The 18,373-nt window shown below is 61.3% G+C and carries 17 protein-coding genes; 6 read left to right on the top strand and 11 right to left on the bottom strand.

From position 1 onward, the window contains the following. Positions 1-9: 9 nt before the first annotated feature. Positions 10-618, bottom strand: coding sequence for a CDP-alcohol phosphatidyltransferase family protein (locus DDE20_RS06945; protein WP_116557721.1), 609 nt, complete (start codon positions 616-618; stop codon positions 10-12). Positions 619-846: 228 nt separating this feature from the next. After that, complete coding sequence (gene efp, locus DDE20_RS06940) at positions 847-1,410, bottom strand: elongation factor P (RefSeq protein WP_116557720.1); 564 nt, start codon at positions 1,408-1,410, stop codon at positions 847-849. A gap of 216 nt (positions 1,411-1,626) precedes the next feature. Here efp and DDE20_RS06935 point away from each other — a divergent pair, with 216 nt between their 5' ends. Continuing rightward, positions 1,627-1,947 (top strand): DUF6280 family protein, encoded by a 321-nt coding sequence (locus DDE20_RS06935; RefSeq protein WP_116557719.1) that lies wholly within the window; start codon positions 1,627-1,629, stop codon positions 1,945-1,947. 104 nt (positions 1,948-2,051) lie between these two features. Here DDE20_RS06935 and DDE20_RS06930 read toward each other — a convergent pair whose 3' ends face one another. Both DDE20_RS06930 and DDE20_RS06925 read right to left on the bottom strand, forming a co-directional pair. Beyond that, positions 2,052-2,855, bottom strand: coding sequence for an alpha/beta fold hydrolase (locus DDE20_RS06930; RefSeq protein WP_116557718.1), 804 nt, complete (start codon positions 2,853-2,855; stop codon positions 2,052-2,054). A 3-nt stretch (positions 2,856-2,858) separates the two neighbouring features. After that, the gene (locus DDE20_RS06925; protein WP_116557717.1) at positions 2,859-3,467 is read right to left on the bottom strand and encodes a 2-hydroxychromene-2-carboxylate isomerase; all 609 of its coding nucleotides are present in this window, start codon (positions 3,465-3,467) and stop codon (positions 2,859-2,861) included. Between the two features lie 113 nt (positions 3,468-3,580). On the opposite strand from DDE20_RS06925, the gene DDE20_RS06920 reads away from it, so the two are divergent. The 3 genes from DDE20_RS06920 (at position 3,581) to DDE20_RS06910 (ending at position 6,073) form a co-directional block, all read left to right on the top strand. Next, positions 3,581-4,591 carry a ribose-phosphate pyrophosphokinase gene (locus DDE20_RS06920; protein ID WP_116557716.1) on the top strand — a complete coding sequence of 337 codons (1,011 nt, stop codon included), beginning with the start codon at positions 3,581-3,583 and terminating at the stop codon, positions 4,589-4,591. Positions 4,592-4,630: 39 nt separating this feature from the next. Then, positions 4,631-5,080, top strand: a complete 450-nt coding sequence (gene rpiB, locus DDE20_RS06915) for a ribose 5-phosphate isomerase B (RefSeq protein ID WP_116557715.1) — start codon at positions 4,631-4,633, stop codon at positions 5,078-5,080. Positions 5,081-5,338: 258 nt separating this feature from the next. Then, the gene (locus DDE20_RS06910; protein ID WP_116557714.1) at positions 5,339-6,073 is read left to right on the top strand and encodes a hypothetical protein; all 735 of its coding nucleotides are present in this window, start codon (positions 5,339-5,341) and stop codon (positions 6,071-6,073) included. A gap of 260 nt (positions 6,074-6,333) precedes the next feature. Here DDE20_RS06910 and DDE20_RS06905 read toward each other — a convergent pair whose 3' ends face one another. The 7 genes from DDE20_RS06905 to DDE20_RS06875 form a co-directional block, all read right to left on the bottom strand. Next, positions 6,334-7,671, bottom strand: a complete 1,338-nt coding sequence (locus DDE20_RS06905) for a PD-(D/E)XK nuclease family protein (RefSeq protein WP_165814438.1) — start codon at positions 7,669-7,671, stop codon at positions 6,334-6,336. 664 nt (positions 7,672-8,335) lie between these two features. Beyond that, positions 8,336-8,737, bottom strand: a complete 402-nt coding sequence (locus DDE20_RS06900; protein WP_116557712.1) for a F0F1 ATP synthase subunit epsilon — start codon at positions 8,735-8,737, stop codon at positions 8,336-8,338. Between the two features lie 20 nt (positions 8,738-8,757). After that, positions 8,758-10,185 carry a F0F1 ATP synthase subunit beta gene (gene atpD, locus DDE20_RS06895; protein WP_116557711.1) on the bottom strand — a complete coding sequence of 476 codons (1,428 nt, stop codon included), beginning with the start codon at positions 10,183-10,185 and terminating at the stop codon, positions 8,758-8,760. 17 nt (positions 10,186-10,202) lie between these two features. Next, entirely contained in the window at positions 10,203-11,084 is an 882-nt protein-coding gene (locus DDE20_RS06890) for a F0F1 ATP synthase subunit gamma (protein ID WP_116557710.1), read from the bottom strand. Between the two features lie 25 nt (positions 11,085-11,109). Continuing rightward, positions 11,110-12,648: a F0F1 ATP synthase subunit alpha gene (gene atpA / locus DDE20_RS06885; protein WP_116557709.1), complete on the bottom strand. Its 1,539-nt coding sequence runs from the start codon at positions 12,646-12,648 to the stop codon at positions 11,110-11,112. Continuing rightward, positions 12,649-13,209 carry a F0F1 ATP synthase subunit delta gene (locus DDE20_RS06880; protein WP_116557708.1) on the bottom strand — a complete coding sequence of 187 codons (561 nt, stop codon included), beginning with the start codon at positions 13,207-13,209 and terminating at the stop codon, positions 12,649-12,651. Between the two features lie 742 nt (positions 13,210-13,951). Next, positions 13,952-14,725 carry a class I SAM-dependent methyltransferase gene (locus DDE20_RS06875; protein WP_116557707.1) on the bottom strand — a complete coding sequence of 258 codons (774 nt, stop codon included), beginning with the start codon at positions 14,723-14,725 and terminating at the stop codon, positions 13,952-13,954. A gap of 76 nt (positions 14,726-14,801) precedes the next feature. Here DDE20_RS06875 and gloB point away from each other — a divergent pair, with 76 nt between their 5' ends. Together gloB and clpA are read left to right on the top strand one after the other, a co-directional pair. Next, on the top strand, positions 14,802-15,554 hold the full coding sequence (gloB, locus tag DDE20_RS06870) for a hydroxyacylglutathione hydrolase (RefSeq protein WP_116557706.1): 753 nt from the start codon (positions 14,802-14,804) through the stop codon (positions 15,552-15,554). A 457-nt stretch (positions 15,555-16,011) separates the two neighbouring features. After that, positions 16,012-18,333, top strand: a complete 2,322-nt coding sequence (gene clpA, locus DDE20_RS06865) for an ATP-dependent Clp protease ATP-binding subunit ClpA (RefSeq protein WP_116557705.1) — start codon at positions 16,012-16,014, stop codon at positions 18,331-18,333. Positions 18,334-18,373 lie beyond the last annotated feature (40 nt).

Raw genomic sequence — 18,373 nt, 5'->3', positions numbered from 1 at the left:
GCGCGTGCCTCAGTCACGCATCACCTGCCGCGCCATCATTATACGCGCCGCCGCCCCCAAGACGCAGAGCAGCGCAAACACCCAAGCCAGCGGCACAAACCAGCCGGGAAACAGGCAAAGCGCGACGAAAAACACAATGGTTTCCGTGCCTTCCAATAAGCCACCGACATGATACCATGATTTCTCGCCGCGCGCGCTGGTGGTCAGATTGCGTTTTGCGGCAAGGATCGCATAGCCCAGAAAAGTCGCGCCATTGATGTAGAACGCGGTCAATAGCGCGCCCCCTGCGACGCCATTCGCCGCGGGATCGGCCCAGATAAAGCCCATCGGGATCGCTGCGTAGAACACGAAATCCGCGACGATGTCATAGTAACCGCCGAAATCCGAAAGCTGCGTCGCGCGCGCCACCGCGCCGTCCAAACCATCCGCCAAACGGGAGGCCAAGACCAGCGCCAGCGCCAGCCAGTAGCTGTGTTGTGCTATCGCCACCGCAGCGAGGATCCCCAGAACCCAGCCGAATGTGGTCATCATATTCGCCGAGATCCGCACCTGCGCGATCATCCGACCGGCACGGTTCAAAGGGGGATCAATCAAGGGCCGGACGTAACGATCGAGCATTCTGCCTCCAACCCGTCCCTACGCCCCGAGCGCGGTGATTGTTACAGGGCGAAAATCACGGAAATCTACGCGGCTTTTGGCGCAAATTTCCGTAGTATTCACCCAAACGCCGGTTCCCCCGCCGCGCCTGCCAAGAGTGACGCAACGGCAGATTGCTTCGTAAGCGTTTAGATCCGGCGTATGAGCCCCTCACACACCGGATTGTTATGACGCCAGACCGCCGCGGAATCAGGCGCGTTCGGCGTATTCAAAGGTCTCGGTGTTAACGATGATATCTTCGTCCTGCCCGACAAACGGCGGCACCATAACCCGCACGCCATTGTCCAGTAGCGCCGGTTTGAACGAGTTCGCAGCGGTCTGTCCTTTGACAACCGGCTCGGTCTCGACGATCTTGCAGGTGACCTTTTGCGGCAGCGTCACGTTCAGCGCTTCTTCGCCGTAATACTCGATGGTCACCGTCATCCCGTCTTGCAAGAACGGGCGGCGGTCGCCCAGCAGATCGGCGGGAAGTTCAATCTGATCAAAGGTTTGGCTGTCCATGAAGGTCAGCATCCCGTCGGATTCAAACAAGAACTGCTGGTCCTTTTGATCCAGCCGCACCTGCTCGACCTTGTCTGCCGAGCGGAAGCGTTCGTTCAATTTGCGACCGTCGCGCAGGTTCTTCAACTCGACCTGTGCAAAGGCCCCGCCCTTGCCGGGCTTGACGTGGCTGGTCTTGACCGCGACCCAAAGGCCGCCTTCGTGCTCGAGCACATTGCCGGGACGGATTTCGTTACCATTGATTTTGGGCATGGGAAAACTCTTTGGGGGACATATTGAGATTGGCTTTGCCAAGCCTATATATTGCGGGGTCATGCCGCGCAAGTTTACCGGATCTGGTAGGTCTCGCAGAGGTATGACGCCAGCGCATGGCGGCCATGCTTGATATCGGTAGCGAATCACATGCGAAACCCGATAGAAGAGGCGCATGCCAGAAAATGCAAGAGCAAGAATAAGGACGGTATTGGTATGTTCGATTCAGTAGACGGCACTGCGTATAACCACGAGCAGGGTCAACGCGCGCGCAAACTGTTCGCGGCTGTCGTCCTCGCAGCCTTGGATGATGCGATCGCCGACGACAAGAAATACGGCAACGGCCCCGAGCAGATCGCCCGCTGGGCACGCTCGCGCGATGGGCGTGAAGTCCTGACCTGTGCCGGTATCGACCCGAACGAGCGGGTTGTCTCCGGTCTGATGGCCTTTGTCGGCAATGGTGTGCGCACCTCCGTCGCGCTGTCGCGCGAGGAAAGCGAACGCCGGATGGCCGCCGCGCAAGCCGAAGCCGCTTAAACAGTTCACGGCACCAAATGGTGCCGATGTTTCGAAAACCCCGTGACCCTCGTGGCGCGGGGTTTTCGTTTATTCTGCGTTCAGAAATACCGCGCGCGCGGCACTCAAATCCCTGCCGCCGCATCACCGACCAGAACCTTCTCGGCCAGCCAGCGGCTGATCACAGCCGAGGTCTCGTCGAGATGGGTCAGCGGCACCATATGCCCCGCCCCCGCAATGGTGGCGCTGCGCGGCGCGGTGAACCGCTTGTTCAGCGCCTTGAGGATCGCCGGAAACACCGCGGGCGAGCGATCACCGCCGATCAGCAACACCGGCGGGGTGAACCCCTCCATCAGCCCCGGCACCAAGAGTTTGCCACTGTCCTGCACCGCGCCCGGTTCGGTCGCAGCCACCAGCCGCATCTGCCGTGCCATCGTTTTGCGCGCCGCCTCGGGCAGCGCGTCCCAATCGCGGCTTGGATCGTTGAAGGTAAAGAAATCCTGCGCCGCCGCCTCATAGGCACCTTCGCGGGCCAGCACGGAATACCGCGGTTCCTCGGGTTCGGGCGTATAGGCGGGATCGGCCAGCGCGGCGGCGATCAACACCGGCTCGATCAGCACCAGCCCCAAGACACGCTCGGGGTTATAAAGCGCAAACCGCAGCGCCGACACCGCGCCAAAGCTATGACCGATGAGCAGCGAAGGCTCACTCACAAACCCTTCAATCACCCCGGCGACCTCGGCTTGCAGATCACACGGCCCCTCGGGCATCGGGCTGCGGCCATGACCGGGCATATCAAAGGCCAGCGCATCAAGCGGCGGTGTGATCCGCTCGACCAGCGGCCGCCAAGTGCCCGCGTGGCCCAGAAAGCAATGCACCAGCACAGATGGCAGCCCCTCGGGCTGACCGAAACGTCGCGTATGGATCACGGCTTAGAACTCACCCGCCAGATGCCGGTCGAGATCGTCGATCCGGTCCTGACCCCAGAACTTCTCATCGCCGGTGATGAAAAACGGCACCCCGAAGACACCGGCCAGCAACCCCTGTTCGAGATTGCGCGCATAGGTATCGGCGCCGCTGATCAACCCGGACATCAACAACCCGCGGCTAAATCCCGCCGCCTCAAGGCAATCCCCGATCACCTCATCCTCGGCGACGTTCTTCTCGTCACGCCAGCAGGCGGCGCAAAGCGATTGCACCAAAGCGTGGATATCGCCCTCGCCGGTTTCCTCGGCCACCTCCTGCGCCGCGATAATCGCATAGGCGGCAGGCGCGGGATTGGTCGGAAAGAACGCGGGCTTGAGGGTCAGGGGCATCCCCAGTTTCACCGACTGGCGGCGCAACTCCTGAAACCGGTAGGCTTGACGGCTTTCATGCCGCTCACCCAAGGGCAGCCCGCCGGTGCGCGCAAATAGCGCCATCGGATCCAGCGGCCGATAGCGCAGCCGCACCCCGTGTTTCGCCGCCACTTCGACCGGACGACTGCCGCAAAAATAGGTCCAGGGCGACACAACGCTCATGTAGTAGTCAATCTGTTGCATCTAAGGCTCGCTCTTCGGTCTGTTGGGTTTGCAAGACCCTAGCGGGGTGATAAGCGGTGTCAACTCCGCGAATCCCGCCCGTTTTATCCCCGATCCAGCCAGAGACCAGCGCCATGAACGAACCCAAACTGATCGCCGGAAACGCCAATAAGCCGCTTGCGAACTCCATCGCGCGCCGTCTGACGCTGCACCGTGGCAAGATGGTCAAACCCGTCGACGCCCGTGTCGAGCGGTTCAACGATCAGGAAATCTTTGTCGAAGTCTACGAGAACGTGCGCGGCGAGGATATGTATATCCTGCAGCCGACCTCAAATCCGGCCAATGACAACCTGATGGAACTGCTGATCATCGCCGATGCGCTCAAACGCTCCTCGGCGGCGCGGATCACCGCGGTGATGCCCTATTTTGGCTATGCCCGTCAGGATCGCCGCGCCAAGGCCCGCACGCCGATTTCGGCGAAACTGGTGGCCAATCTGATCTCGGAATCCGGGATCGACCGCGTGCTGACGATGGATTTGCACGCCACCCAGATTCAGGGCTTCTTTGATATCCCCGTCGACAACCTCTATGCCGCGCCGATTTTCGCGCTGGACATGCTCCACCAGTTCAAGGGCCGTCTTGATGAGGTGATGGTGGTCTCGCCCGACGTTGGCGGCGTGGCGCGGGCGCGGGAATTGGCCAAACGGATCGGTGCGCCGCTGTCGATCGTCGACAAACGCCGCGAGAAAGCTGGCGAGATTTCAGAGATGACGGTAATCGGCGATGTGCGCGGCAAGGCCTGTATCATCGTTGACGATATCTGCGACACCGCCGGCACCCTGTGCAAAGCCGCCGAAGTCCTGATCGAGGCGGGCGCCACCGAGGTGCACTCCTATATCACCCACGGCGTGTTGTCCGGTCCTGCAGTCGAGCGGATCAGCAATTCGGTGATGAAATCGCTGGTGATCACCGATTCCATCCAGCCCACCGACGCGGTCAGCGCCTGCCCCAATATCCGCATCGTGCCGACCGCGCCGATGTTTGCGCAAGCGATCCTCAACACCTGGAACGGCACATCGGTCTCCTCGTTGTTTGATATGGAGACCCTCGCGCCGATCTATGACGGGCTCTACCCCGCCGAGTGACCCTCCCCCATTGCCAGATGACGACACAGGATGACCGAGATGACTGCCAATAAGCGCATTGTTCTGAGCAGCGATCACGCCGCGCTGGAGCTGCGGGCGACGATTGCCGCCCATATCGCCGAGCGTGGCTGGGAGGTCGTCGATATCGGCCCCACCACCAATGAGAGCACCGATTACCCGCTGCACGGTGCGGCGGCGGCGGAGCGGGTGGCCTCGGGCGACTGTCGCCTCGGGATCATCCTCTGCGGCACCGGTCAGGGCATCATGATGGCGGCGAATAAAGTGGCCGGCATCCGCTGCGGGGTTTGCGCGGACACTTTCTCGGCGCGGATGATCCGGCAGCACAATGACGCCAATATGCTGTCGATGGGCGTGCGGGTCATTGGCGAGGGGCTGGCGCTGGAGATCGTCGACGCGTTTCTGGGTGCCGAGTTTGAAGGTGGCCGCCATGCGCGCCGCGTTGATATGATCGAACCCGCGGGCGCTTAACCCCTCCTCTACACACCCCGTGATCCGCCCCAGATGCCCCCCGCATCTGGGGCGTTTTGCTCTGCGGGCGGGCACGCCCCATGGATGAAGCGGCTGTCCCAGGCTCCCGCAATGCGCGCGCGCAGAAGGGTTGGCGGGGGGCTGGCGGGTGGCAAATACCTCCGATTCACCGTTTTTCTTGCCAGATCGCTGCGGGCTGCCGTAAACTTTTGGCACAAACCTCGCGTTACGAGGGCCATTTATAGGATCGGAAACATTATGCGTATCACTCTGATATCCTCGGCCATTGCGGTCTCCATATTCACCGTCGGCAGCCTGACCGGCACGGCGGCGCTGGCGCAGTTGCAAAACCCCTGCCCCTCGGCATGGGCGGGGGACGGCGATTGTGACGAGCCGAACGGGCTCAATCTCTGTGCCTGGCGGACGGATCCGATTGACTGTTCGAACCCGAATTCAAATTATGGACAGGGTGCGGGGTTTGCCCATGGGGTCTATGCGGGGGCCAGCACGCCGCGGCCGAACCCGACACCGCAGCCTTCAGGGGGCACCACCGGCGTGCATGTGAGCTCGGGGATCGGCGGCGCGCGGGGCTGTCCGAACTGGGCAACGAACCGGACGGCCTTTGGCGGCACCACGCTGTGGGGCGGGTTCGGCAACTTTCGGGTGCCACGGATCACCGCGGGCGGGCGGCATTCGCTGCAGCGCTGTTTCGGGACCAACTGGCGCGGATTTACCATCACCCGGCCGGACTACCGGATGAACTATCAGGGCGGCTCGCCGACCGGGCGGCTGACCTTCCGGCTGGATTCAAACCGCACCGATACGATCCTGTTGATCAACGCGCCGGACGGGCAGTGGTATTATAATGACGATACCAACGGGGTGAATTCGATGATCACCTTCAACTCGCCGATGACCGGCCAATACGATATCTGGGCGGGCTCGTATAACCAGTCATCGAATAATCCGGCAGTGATGTGGATTCAGGAGTGATTTAACCCGCAATTTAAGAGCGGTTCTGGCCCCCCGGGAGGATATCTCGGGGGGTTTTTCTGTGCCGAGAGGTTGGGGATGGGTGTGGGACAGAGGCGTGTCCCGCGCGTGGGACAGAGGGTGAGTGTAGGGATATCAAGGGGTTGGCGTGTTGGGTTAAGGGGGTGTTAAGGGTGAAGTCGCGTGACTCCTTGCCAGTTGGCCATGCTTTCCTGTCTACTACGAGTGACGCTCATACGTTGGCATGAGGCCATGCATCTTCAACCTCGATCATGACCTGTAAGCAATGAGCGAAGAACTTCATCATAAACCGGAAGATTTCTAGATAGAAATTTTTCCGCCTTACCTATTACGCTTTGAACCAACTCCGCCGCCGAAGCTTCACGATCCATTGCGGCTTCGTATTCGAGTCGTGTTTGCACGTGCATTGAACTCAAGCGCTTAAACTGCGCAGCGAGAACGGCTGTTTTACGCCCAATTTGTATCTTCCCAGCTTTGGCGCGATCCAGTATCGAGTTGTAAATTTGGCTCCTGGTATCGGCTTCGCCAGGAAAAAGTACGAATGACAATCCAATTTTTCCACTTCCCCAGTCAGACATTTCCAACATCAGCAGAGACTTTGATAATGTCCATTCCGCATGGCTTTCACAAAAACCATCAATTTCTGTCCATTCACTCACTGAAAAGCGTAGCATCCTCGCGGAAGAAGTGTCAGGCGCGAGCCGATATCCGCTTTTTTGAGCAACTGCATCAACAAGCATATTTGGGTTATCCGCAAGGATTTCGAATACCTCACCTTGTAGATCAGGTCGGTATTCATTTAGCGTCTCCAATGCCGTTTTGTGCTTAGCCCAAATTCGTTTGGCAAGCCGAGCAAGTTCTTCATCTTTCATCAGTCGTCTCCTGACCATCTCCGCGTATGCTCGATAAAATTCAGTCGCCGGTCCTGACAAATCTAGCCCGTCTAACTTTTTATCGAAGGCCTTAACTACATCAGCCAACGAAACCGCTATCCAGTCACTTTCATTTTCATCGGACGCTGGCGTTGCATCTAGCGTCAGAAAGACAAAGGCTTGGTTCCAATCACTCTCTGGATACTCAGTCGCGACATATTGTTTGTATTTGGCCAGTTGATGGCCACTTTCTTGTGCATCGATCTTTAGTTCTATTGCAACAGCGAGGCCACGCTTCTCGCCGTCCGGGCCTGCAGGCGGTAATTCGACTAAAATGTCAATGTTGGCTTTCTCGCGCCGAACTAGAACATCGGAAAAATCCAGAAAATGAATATCCAGAGGTGAAAGCGGGAATTGATCAGCGGCCGACTTTGCAATTGCCTCAAGTAGAAGTACTTTCAAAAAGTAGTCGTGGAACGGATGCGGCCTGTTCGGATCCATTAAAAATGTCAAAAAATGTCCGTGCCTAATTTCCTGACGTACCATTCCTACAGCTTCGAATGGGCAGAATCCGCCAAACCAATTTTCAAGTTGGCGAAAATCATCTGCACCCGCGCCAAGAAGCAAGTCCTCAAATAGGGTTGCCATGTGCGTGTTTGACAAGCCTTCAGCACCCTCGGTCGGACTGCCTGCTATCATCGTCATCGGAGCATCCATCCATATTTTCTCTAAAATAGACTATCTGCAAGCATGCGCTGTTGCCAGCCCCGACATTTTCCTATCGTCCGCAATTAGAAAGGCCCCGAAACGCAAAACATGCCGAGATTTTCCACGCCTCATCTCATTCCTCATGACACCCTATTGCTGTTTTTTCGAGATTTTCTCCGATTCATCACCTCCCAGCAAAGCGCGGAGGGACGCGCCCGGCCCTGGGTGGGCGCTTGGGCGGGCTGAACGGTGCGGTGCGCTCAAAAGCATGAATGTCTGGTGGGCTGTGAATGACCTCGCCAGTGCGCCCTCCCGGGGGGAGGGTCGGGCGCGGCCCGGCGGTGCCGCCGGGCCAGAGGGGTGATATGAGGCGCTGAAAGGTCCGAGGGCTGCGTCTGATTGTGCAGAGCGCGCTGCGCTTGGAAGCATGCATGTCGGGTGGGCTGTGCGTGACATCGCCAAGGCGCCCTCCCGGGGGGAGGGGCGGGCGCGACCCGTGGGGGCCACGGGCCAGAGGAGGGATATGGGGCGCTGAACGGCACGAGGGGCGCGCTGGATTGCGCGGCATGAGGGCCTCAAGGGCCGGTCAGGCCCCCTCCCCAAACGCGAAACGCGCCGTGGTTTCCCACGGCGCGTTTGCAACTTCAGTCCGGCGTCAGGCTCAATCGAGCCCGATGTGACCGCCCATGGCGACCATATCCGACAAGAGCTTGGCGGCGTCGTCGGCGACGGTCGGGTGGGCCTCTTCATGGCTCTTGCGGGCCTCGGCCACCCAGTCCTTGAGGACCTCGGAGGTCATCTCGGCGCGCGGCAAAGCGCGTTCGGCCATGATCGTCACCCCTTCGGGCGCGACCTCGGCAAAGCCGCCGGTGACCGCGAACTCGGTGGTCTGGCCACCCGAGGTGACCTTGAGCACGCCGGGGCGCAGGGTGGTGATCGTGGGCGAGTGGCCGGGCATGGCCGTCATCTCGCCCTCAGCGCCGGGGATCTGGACCTCAGAGGCCTGGGTGGACAGTAGCATCCGCTCAGGCGAGACGAGGTCGAACTGCATCGTATCGGCCATCAGGGCCTCCTGTTGTCAGATCAAGCCGCAGCCGCGAGGCGCTCGGCCTTGGCGATTGCTTCGTCGATGTCACCCACCATGTAGAAGGCGGCTTCGGGCAGGTGGTCGTATTCACCGGCAACAACGGCCTTGAACGAGGCGATGGTTTTCTCCAGCGGCACCTGCACACCGTCCGAGCCGGTGAAGACCTTGGCAACGTCGAAGGGCTGCGAGAGGAAACGCTCGAGCTTACGCGCACGGGCCACGGCCAGTTTGTCGTCTTCCGAGAGTTCATCCATGCCGAGAATGGCGATGATGTCCTGCAGCGACTTATAGCGCTGGAGCACCTGCTGCACCGAGGTCGCGACCTGATAATGCTCTTCGCCGATGATCATCGGGTCCAAGAGACGCGAGGTCGAGCCGAGCGGGTCCACGGCAGGGTAAATACCCTTTTCCGAGATCGCGCGGTCAAGCACGGTGGTCGCGTCCAAGTGCGCAAACGAGGTGGCCGGCGCGGGGTCGGTCAAGTCATCTGCGGGCACATAGACGGCCTGCACCGAGGTGATCGAGCCGTTCTTGGTCGAGGTGATACGCTCTTGCATCGCGCCCATGTCGGTGGCCAGCGTCGGCTGGTAACCCACAGCGGAGGGGATGCGGCCCAGAAGCGCGGACACTTCCGACCCGGCCTGGGTAAAGCGGAAGATGTTGTCGACAAAGAACAACACGTCCGAGCCGGTTTCGTCGCGGAACTGCTCGGCGAGGGTCAGACCCGAAAGCGCCACACGCATACGTGCACCCGGCGGTTCGTTCATCTGGCCGTAGACCAGCGCAATTTTCGACTCTTCGAGGTTATCGATGTTGATAACGCCGGATTCGATCATTTCGTGGTAAAGGTCGTTGCCTTCACGGGTCCGCTCACCCACACCGGCAAACACCGACACACCGGAGTGCACTTTGGCGATGTTGTTGATCAATTCCATGATCAACACGGTTTTACCCACGCCGGCACCGCCGAAGAGGCCGATTTTACCGCCCTTGGTGTAGGGGGCCAGCAGGTCGATGACCTTGATGCCGGTGACGAGGATTTCCGACTCGGTCGACTGCTCTTCAAAGCCCGGCGCGGTCTGGTGGATGGCGCGGGTGGCCGAGGCCGAGACCGGGCCTTTTTCGTCGACCGGCTCGCCGACAACGTTGAGGATGCGGCCGAGGGTGGCCGAGCCCACCGGAACCTGAATCGGCTCGCCGGTGTCGGTGACGTCCTGACCGCGCACCAGACCTTCGGTGGCGTCCATCGCGATCGAGCGCACGGTGTTCTCACCGAGGTGCTGGGCGACTTCCAGAATCAGGCGTTTGCCGTTGTTGTCGGTTTCAAGTGCGTTCAAAATCGCGGGCAGTTCGCCGTCGAACTGAACGTCGACGACAGCACCAATCACCTGGGTGATCTTGCCGGTAGCTTTCGCTTTGGCCATTGTGTTTCTCCGGTTCCTCAGAGCGCCTCGGCGCCCGAAATGATCTCAATAAGCTCGGTGGTAATCGCAGCCTGACGCGAGCGGTTATACTCGATGGACAGGCGGTCAATCATATCGCCAGCGTTGCGCGTTGCGTTGTCCATGGCGGACATCCGCGCCCCTTGCTCGGACGCGCTGTTTTCCAACAGGGCGGTGAAGATCTGCGTCGCGACAGAGCGCGGCAACAGATCGGCAAGGATTTGCTCTTCGGAGGGTTCATAGTCGTAAACCGCCCCGCCATCAGTCGCTTCGGCAGCGTTGTCGCTGGGCTTGGCAGGGATCACCTGTTGCGCCGTCGGGATCTGGCTGATCACCGACTCGAAGCGGTTGAAGAACAAGGTTGCAACGTCGTATTCGCCCGCATCAAAGCGCGCCAATACGTCCTGCGCGATACCACGCGCATTCTCGTAACCGATGCGCTTGACCTCGGACAGATCGACATGGGCAACCATGTGATCCGCCAGATCGCGGCGCAATTGCTCGCGGCCTTTCTTGCCGACAGTCAGGATTTTCACCGTCTTGCCAGCGGCCAGCAGGTCTTGTGCATGGATCCGCGCCAGTTTGACGATCGACGAGTTGAAGCCCCCGCAGAGGCCCCGCTCGGCGGTCATCACAACCAGCAGGTGCACGTTATCAGACCCCGTCCCGGCCAGAAGGCGCGGGGCGCTCTCTGACCCGGCGACCGAAGCGGCGAGGCTGTCAACGACAGCCCCCATACGCGCGGCATAGGGCCGCGCGGCTTCGGCTGCTTCCTGGGCACGACGGAGTTTAGCCGCCGCGACCATTTGCATCGCCTTGGTGATCTTCCGGGTCGATTTGACCGAGCTGATCCGGTTTTTCAGGTCCTTGAGGTTGGCCATTTACCGTTTCCTCTGGTTCCCGCCCTCAGGCGAAGTCTTTGGCGAAATCGTCCAGTGCTGCGCGAATCTTCTCTTCCAACTCACCTTTGACCTTGCGGTCATTGTTGGTGATGTCGGCCAGAAGATCGGCGTGCTTGCTGCGCAGATCGGCCAGCAGGCCTCTCTCGAAGCGGTTCACATCGCTGACGGCAAGGGTATCGAGATACCCATGCGTGCCGGCGAAGATCACGCAAACGATTTCGGCGTTGGTCAGCGGCGAATACTGCGGCTGCTTCATCAGTTCGGTCAGACGCGCACCACGGTTCAGCAAACGCTGGGTCGCGGCGTCAAGGTCCGAGCCAAACTGCGCAAAGGCCGCCATCTCGCGATACTGTGCCAGTTCCAGTTTCACCGGACCGGCGACCGATTTCATCGCATCGGTCTGTGCCGCCGAACCCACACGCGACACCGACAGACCGGTGTTCACCGCCGGACGGATGCCCTGATAGAAGAGCTCGGTCTCGAGGAAGATCTGGCCGTCGGTGATCGAAATCACGTTGGTCGGAATAAACGCCGACACGTCGCCGCCCTGGGTTTCGATGATCGGCAGCGCGGTCAGCGAGCCGGAACCGTTGTCTTCGTTCAGCTTGGCCGAACGCTCGAGCAGACGCGAGTGCAGATAGAACACGTCACCCGGATAGGCTTCACGCCCCGGCGGACGACGCAGCAACAGCGACATCTGGCGGTAGGACACGGCCTGTTTGGAGAGGTCATCATAGATGATCAGCGCGTGACGGCCGTTGTCGCGGAAGTATTCCGCCATTGCGGTCGCGGCATAGGGTGCGAGGAACTGCATCGGCGCGGGGTCCGACGCGGTCGAGGCGACGACGATGGAATAGGCCAGCGCGCCGCTCTCTTCGAGCTTTTTCACCAGCTGCGCCACGGTCGAGCGCTTCTGGCCGATGGCGACATAGACGCAATAGAGCTTCTTGCTCTCGTCGTCGCCGGCGGCCTCGTTATAGGATTTCTGGTTCAGGATCGTGTCCAGAGCCAGAGCGGTTTTACCGGTCTGACGGTCCCCAATGATCAGCTCGCGCTGGCCACGGCCAATCGGGATCATCGAGTCGACGGCTTTCATGCCGGTGGCCATCGGCTCATGCACCGATTTCCGCGGGATGATGCCCGGCGCCTTGACGTCGGCGATGCGGCGCTCGGCGGCCTCGATCGGGCCTTTGCCGTCGATCGGGTTGCCCAGACCGTCAACAACGCGGCCCAGAAGGGCCTCGCCGGCGGGGACGTCCACGATGGACTTGGTGCGCTTGACGGTGTCGCCTTCTTTGATCGAGCGGTCATCACCGAAGATCACGATACCGACGTTATCGGCCTCAAGGTTCAGCGCCATACCGCGAATGCCGCCGGGGAATTCGACCATTTCGCCCGCCTGGACGTTGTCGAGCCCGTGGACACGCGCAATCCCGTCACCGACCGACAACACGCGGCCAACTTCGGCGACTTCGACCTGCTGGCCGAAGTTCTTGATCTGCTCCTTGAGGATCGCAGAAATCTCAGCTGCTTGGATACCCATTTATCCGACCTCTTTCATGGTGTTTTGGAGGGCAGCGAGCTTGGAACGGATCGACGTGTCGATCATCTTAGAGCCCACCTTTACAATTAGGCCGCCAATGAGGCTTTCATCAACGGCGACATTCAGTTTCACGGTTTTGCCGATCCGCGACGTCAGGGACGATGCCAGCGCATCGGCCTGGGCCTTGGTCAGCACCGAAGCCGAGGTGACATCAGCGGTCACTTCGCCGTTTTCTTCGGCAATCATGCCGCGCAACGAGGCGCAGAGCTGAGGCAGGGCAAACAGACGGCGGTTTTGCGCCATCACGCCCAATGTGCCGCGCATGAACTGCGACAGCGACATCTTTTCAGCCAGGGCATTGATCGCCTCGGCCATTTCCTCGCGGGTATATACCGGAGAGGTCAACACAGCGCGCAGATCGGCGCTGATGTTCATTGCGGATTCCAACTGTTCGACATCGCTTTCAAGGGCGGCAAGCGCGCCACCTTCTTTGGCCAGGTCGAAGACGGCGGTGGCATAGCGTTGCGCAATGCCGGAAGAGATCGAAGCAGGTTCGGACACGTCCACCCTTTCGAGTTTGAGCGCCCTCCGACCTCGCGCAAGGCCCGGGCAATGGTCAGGGTGCACGAAAGCTGCGCGGCACCCGAAATCAGCGCGGGTTTAGCAAAGCATTTTGCTTCCCGCAACCATCAACGGGTTGTGAAGTGGCCCCTGTTAGCGGTTAGCGCGGTTCTGCTGTGCTTCGGGGCGGGTAAAAACCCAGCCTCGGCCGGATTTGCGGCACTTGCAACGCTGCAATGCGGCGGTGACGTAGGGGAAATCTGGGGGGTTTCGCAGGGATATCGGCGGGAATCGCGGGGTTTGGCGCGGGATTCGGGCGAATCTGCGGGGTGGTGGTGGCGGGATCAGAGAATCGCCCATGGGTTCGCGCTGCGCTGCAGAGAGCTCGCGCGGTTTGTTTTCGGTTTCACGCCCAACACAGGGCAGCGCCCGACCGCGGGCGGAAGCGAAGCGCCCGCCCGAGGGGGCGGTCGGGCGCTGCCCGGCAAGCCGAGCGAGACGTTTGGTCAGCGCGGCACCAATTTAAGCTATGTGTTCTCGAGGCGCTGGTTTGACTCAATACAGAGGGCAGTGCTCGACCGCGGGCGAAGCGGAGCGCCCGCCCGAGGGGGCGGTCGGGCGCTGCCCGGCGATGCCGGGCGTGAGGGTGGGTTGGTGCGGCACATAATAATGTCTTGGGGTCGCGGGGCGCGGGTCTAACGTCACTTATATATGAGCACGTGTGTGTTGGCTGTCGGCTGCCCTAGCGCCTCGGCGGGTCGCTGCGGTCGCGCCACGCCGGTTGCGCGCCGCTCAGCGGGATGCCTTCGAGCACCCGCAGCGGCGGGCGGTCGGCGGTGCGCAGCCCGCGCGGGGCGGCGGTGTCGCGGCGCATCGCCTCGATCATCAGAACGCCCCCGACCCTCTCGAACCCCCAGCGCGAGCCGAGCCTCTCCAGCCCGCGCGCCGAGCGCATCCAGATCCGCCGCTCGGAGGGCGGGAAGAACAGCGCCGAGGTCTGGTCGGTGGTGATAAACCCGCCCTCGCCCAGCAATTTGGTGATCTGCCCGCGCGAATAGGGCTGGCCGTAGCCAAAGGGCGTGCGGTCCGACCGCGCCCAGAGCGCGCCGCGGTTGGGCACCACGATCACCGCGCGGCCCTGCGGCGAAAGCACACGGTGCGCCTCATCCAGCAGCGCCAGCGGGTGGTCGCCATTCTCCAGCCCGTGCATCATCACCAGCCGGTCCACGCTGTCATTGGCCAGAGGCCAGCGCACCTCGTCACAGAGCACCGAATGATTGTCGCTCTCGGCGGGCCAATGCATCACCCCTTGCGGCGCCGGCATCAGCCCGATCACCGCCTCGGCCTTGCCCAGAAACGGCCGCAACAAAGGCACCGCAAACCCGTAACCGGCAATCGTCAGCCCGCGCACATCCGACCAGCGGGCGGTCAATTTGTCGCGCACCCCCTTCTGCGCGGCGCGCCCAAGCTCGCTGCGGTAGTAGAAATCTCTCAAATGATGGACGTCGAGATGCATTGAACCCTGCCGCAGGCTGCGCCAGACTGCACCCTGCCCTATTCACGGGTGATTTGCCAAGCCTGCAGGAGAGCCAATGCCCATCGAGATCATCCGCTGCCTTTCGGATAATTACGCCTTTTTGATCCATGATCCCGCTGCTGGCGAGGTGACATTGATCGACGCCCCCGAGGCCGCCCCGATCCTCGACGTGCTCGCTGATCGCGGCTGGAACCTGACCCGCGTCTATCTGACCCACCACCATTGGGACCATGTCGACGGGCTGGCGGCGATTGTCGAGGCAACCGGCGCCGAAGTCTGGGGCCATGCCGGTGATGCCGAAAGGCTGCCGAAACTCAATCACGCCTTTGTGCCCGGCGATGAGCTGCCCGGCGGTGCGCAGGTGCTGGATGCGCCGGGCCATACGCTTGGCCATATTGCGCTGTATTATCCAGAGCTTAGCGCCTTGTTCAGCGCCGACAGCCTGATGACCCATGGCTGCGGGCGGCTGTTCGAGGGCACGCCGGACCAGATGTTCGACACCGTCGCGCGGTTTGCCGCCCTGCCCGAGGATACGCGGGTCTATTCGGGCCATGACTATGCCGCTGCCAATCTGGCATTCGCCGCCAATTACGCGCCTGATGCCGAGGCGCTGGCGGCGCGGCAGGCAGAATTGCCGATACTGGCGCGCACCGGCGCGCCGACCACCGGCACCACGCTGGAGAGTGAGAAATTGCTCAACCCCTATCTGCGCTGCCATCTGCCACAGGTCGCCGCGGCGGCAGGGGTGGCGGGTGCTGATCCGCGCGCGGTTTTCGCCGCGATTCGCAGCCAGAAAGACAATGCCTGAAACAGTGTCCGACGCGGTAGAAAACAGGGGGAATAACCGGCGGCCCGACGTGCGAACTCTATCTATGAGCCGCCAATGACCCACGCGCGTTCCCCCTGCCCTGCGGCACGCCAAAGGTCGCGGATCGGCCGCGCCCCTGCCCGCCCCCTCCCTTGCGGGGCGCGCAGGGCCGGGCTTGCATTTTTGCACCCTGCCCCCCGTGACATCGCGTGCCGCCACCCTATCTATAGAGGCACTAGCCCGATGCGCGGGATTTCCCCAATCTGCGGCTTTTCTGGCGCATCGAACCGTGCCAAACTGAAATGTGAGGCAATTCGGGCAAATAAACACTTGAAGCAGCGCCCCGAAAACCAAAGGTTAATACCATGGGTCCACAATCGGACCCGGCGCCCGTCTGCCCCTGCAGCCGGTGCGCGATGTCCCGCGGGTCAAACCGCACCCAAGAAGGAGCAATGCCGTGCCCTCGTTTTCCGCGACCCTTGAACAGGCGATCCACGGCGCACTTGCGCTCGCCAACGCACGTCGGCATGAGCTTGCGACGTTGGAGCACTTGCTGCTGGCGCTGATGGATGAACCCGAAGCCGCCCGCGTGCTTGAAGCGTGCAATGTCGAAATCGACGAATTGCGCAAGACGCTCGAGACGTTCATCGATGACGATCTGGCGACCCTGATCACCAATGTCGAAGGCTCCGAAGCGGTGCCGACGGCCGCCTTCCAGCGGGTGATCCAGCGCGCCGCAATCCATGTCCAAAGCTCGGGCCGCAATGAGGTGACCGGCGCCAATGTGCTGGTCGCGATCTTTGCCGAGCGCGAATCAAACGCCGCCTATTTCCTGCAAGAACAGGATATGACCCGCTATGACGCGGTGAATTTCATTGCCCATGGCGTGGCCAAGAACCCCGGCTTTTCCGAGGCACGGCCGATCACCGGCTCGGATGATGACGAGGCCGAAGAGGCGCAGGAGGCCAAGGTCGACGCCAAGGATTCGGCGCTGGCGAAATTCTGTGTCGATCTCAACCGCAAGGCCCGCGAGGGCGATGTCGACCCGTTGATCGGGCGCGGCCCCGAGGTCGAACGCTGCATTCAGGTGCTCTGCCGCCGGCGCAAGAACAACCCGCTGTTGGTGGGTGATCCGGGCGTGGGTAAAACCGCGATTGCCGAGGGTCTGGCGAAGAAAATCGTCGATGGTGAAACCCCCAGCATTCTGGCCAATTCGACGATCTATTCGCTCGATATGGGCGCTTTGCTGGCCGGCACCCGCTACCGCGGTGACTTTGAAGAGCGTCTCAAGGCGGTGGTGAAGGAGCTGGAAGAGCACGACGACGCGGTGCTATTCATCGACGAGATCCATACGGTGATCGGCGCCGGTGCGACCTCGGGCGGGGCGATGGATGCGTCCAATCTGCTGAAGCCCGCGCTGCAGGGCGGCAAGCTGCGCTGCATGGGCTCGACCACCTATAAAGAGTATCGCCAGCACTTCGAGAAGGACCGCGCGCTGAGCCGCCGGTTCCAGAAGATTGATGTGAGCGAGCCCTCGGTGGAGGATTCGATCAAGATCTTGATGGGGCTGAAACCCTATTTCGAGAAGCACCACGAGCTGCGCTACACGAATGACGCGATCAAGACCGCCGTTGAACTGGCCTCGCGCTATATCAACGACCGCAAATTGCCCGATAAGGCGATTGATGTGATCGATGAGGCCGGTGCCGCGCAGCATCTGGTCAGCGCCGCCAAACGCCGCAAGACGATCTCGCCGAAAGAGATCGAAGCGGTGGTGGCAAAGATCGCGCGGATCCCGCCGAAGAATGTCTCGAAAGATGACGCGGAACTGCTGCGCGATCTGGAATCGACGCTGAAACGGGTGGTGTTTGGCCAAGAGGGGGCGATTACCGCGCTTTCCTCGGCGATCAAACTGGCGCGCGCGGGTCTGCGCGAGCCGGAGAAGCCGATCGGCAACTACCTGTTCGCGGGCCCCACCGGCGTCGGCAAGACCGAGGTCGCCAAGCAGCTGGCGGATTCGCTGGGTGTGGAACTCCTGCGCTTCGATATGTCGGAGTATATGGAGAAACACGCGGTCTCACGGCTGATCGGCGCGCCTCCGGGCTATGTGGGGTTTGATCAGGGTGGCTTGCTGACCGATGGTGTCGACCAGCATCCGCATTGTGTGCTGCTCCTCGACGAGATCGAGAAAGCACACCCGGACGTCTATAACATCCTGTTGCAGGTGATGGACCACGGCACGCTGACCGACCACAACGGCCGCACGGTGGATTTCCGCAATGTGATCCTGATCATGACCTCGAATGCGGGCGCCACCGAACAGGCGAAATCGGCAATCGGCTTTGGCCGCGACCGCCGCGAGGGTGAGGATACCGCCGCCATCGAGCGCACCTTCTCGCCCGAGTTCCGCAACCGTCTGGATGCGGTGATCAGCTTTGCGCCGCTGGGCAAGGCGACGATCATGCAGGTGGTGGAGAAATTCGTGCTGCAGCTTGAGGCCCAGTTGATGGACCGCAATGTGACGTTCGAACTGTCCGAGGCTGCCGCCGCCTGGCTGGGCGACAAGGGCTATGACGATAAAATGGGCGCCCGCCCCTTGGCGCGGGTGATCCAGGAACACGTCAAAAAGCCGCTGGCCGAGGAGCTTCTCTTCGGGCGTCTGACCAAGGGCGGTCTGGTGCGGGTGGTGGTGCGCGACAATAAGATCGAGCTCGAGATCGAAGCGGCCGATAAACCGCGCATCTCCGGCAGCAAACCGCCGCTGCTGACCGCCGAATAACCCAAAACACCCCGCCTTGCGGGGTGTTCTCTATCCCCCT

The organism is Pararhodobacter oceanensis (assembly GCF_003076755.1).
In the GTDB taxonomy this organism is placed as follows: domain Bacteria; phylum Pseudomonadota; class Alphaproteobacteria; order Rhodobacterales; family Rhodobacteraceae; genus Pararhodobacter; species Pararhodobacter oceanensis.
This window is presented reverse-complemented; position numbering and strand designations above follow the sequence as displayed.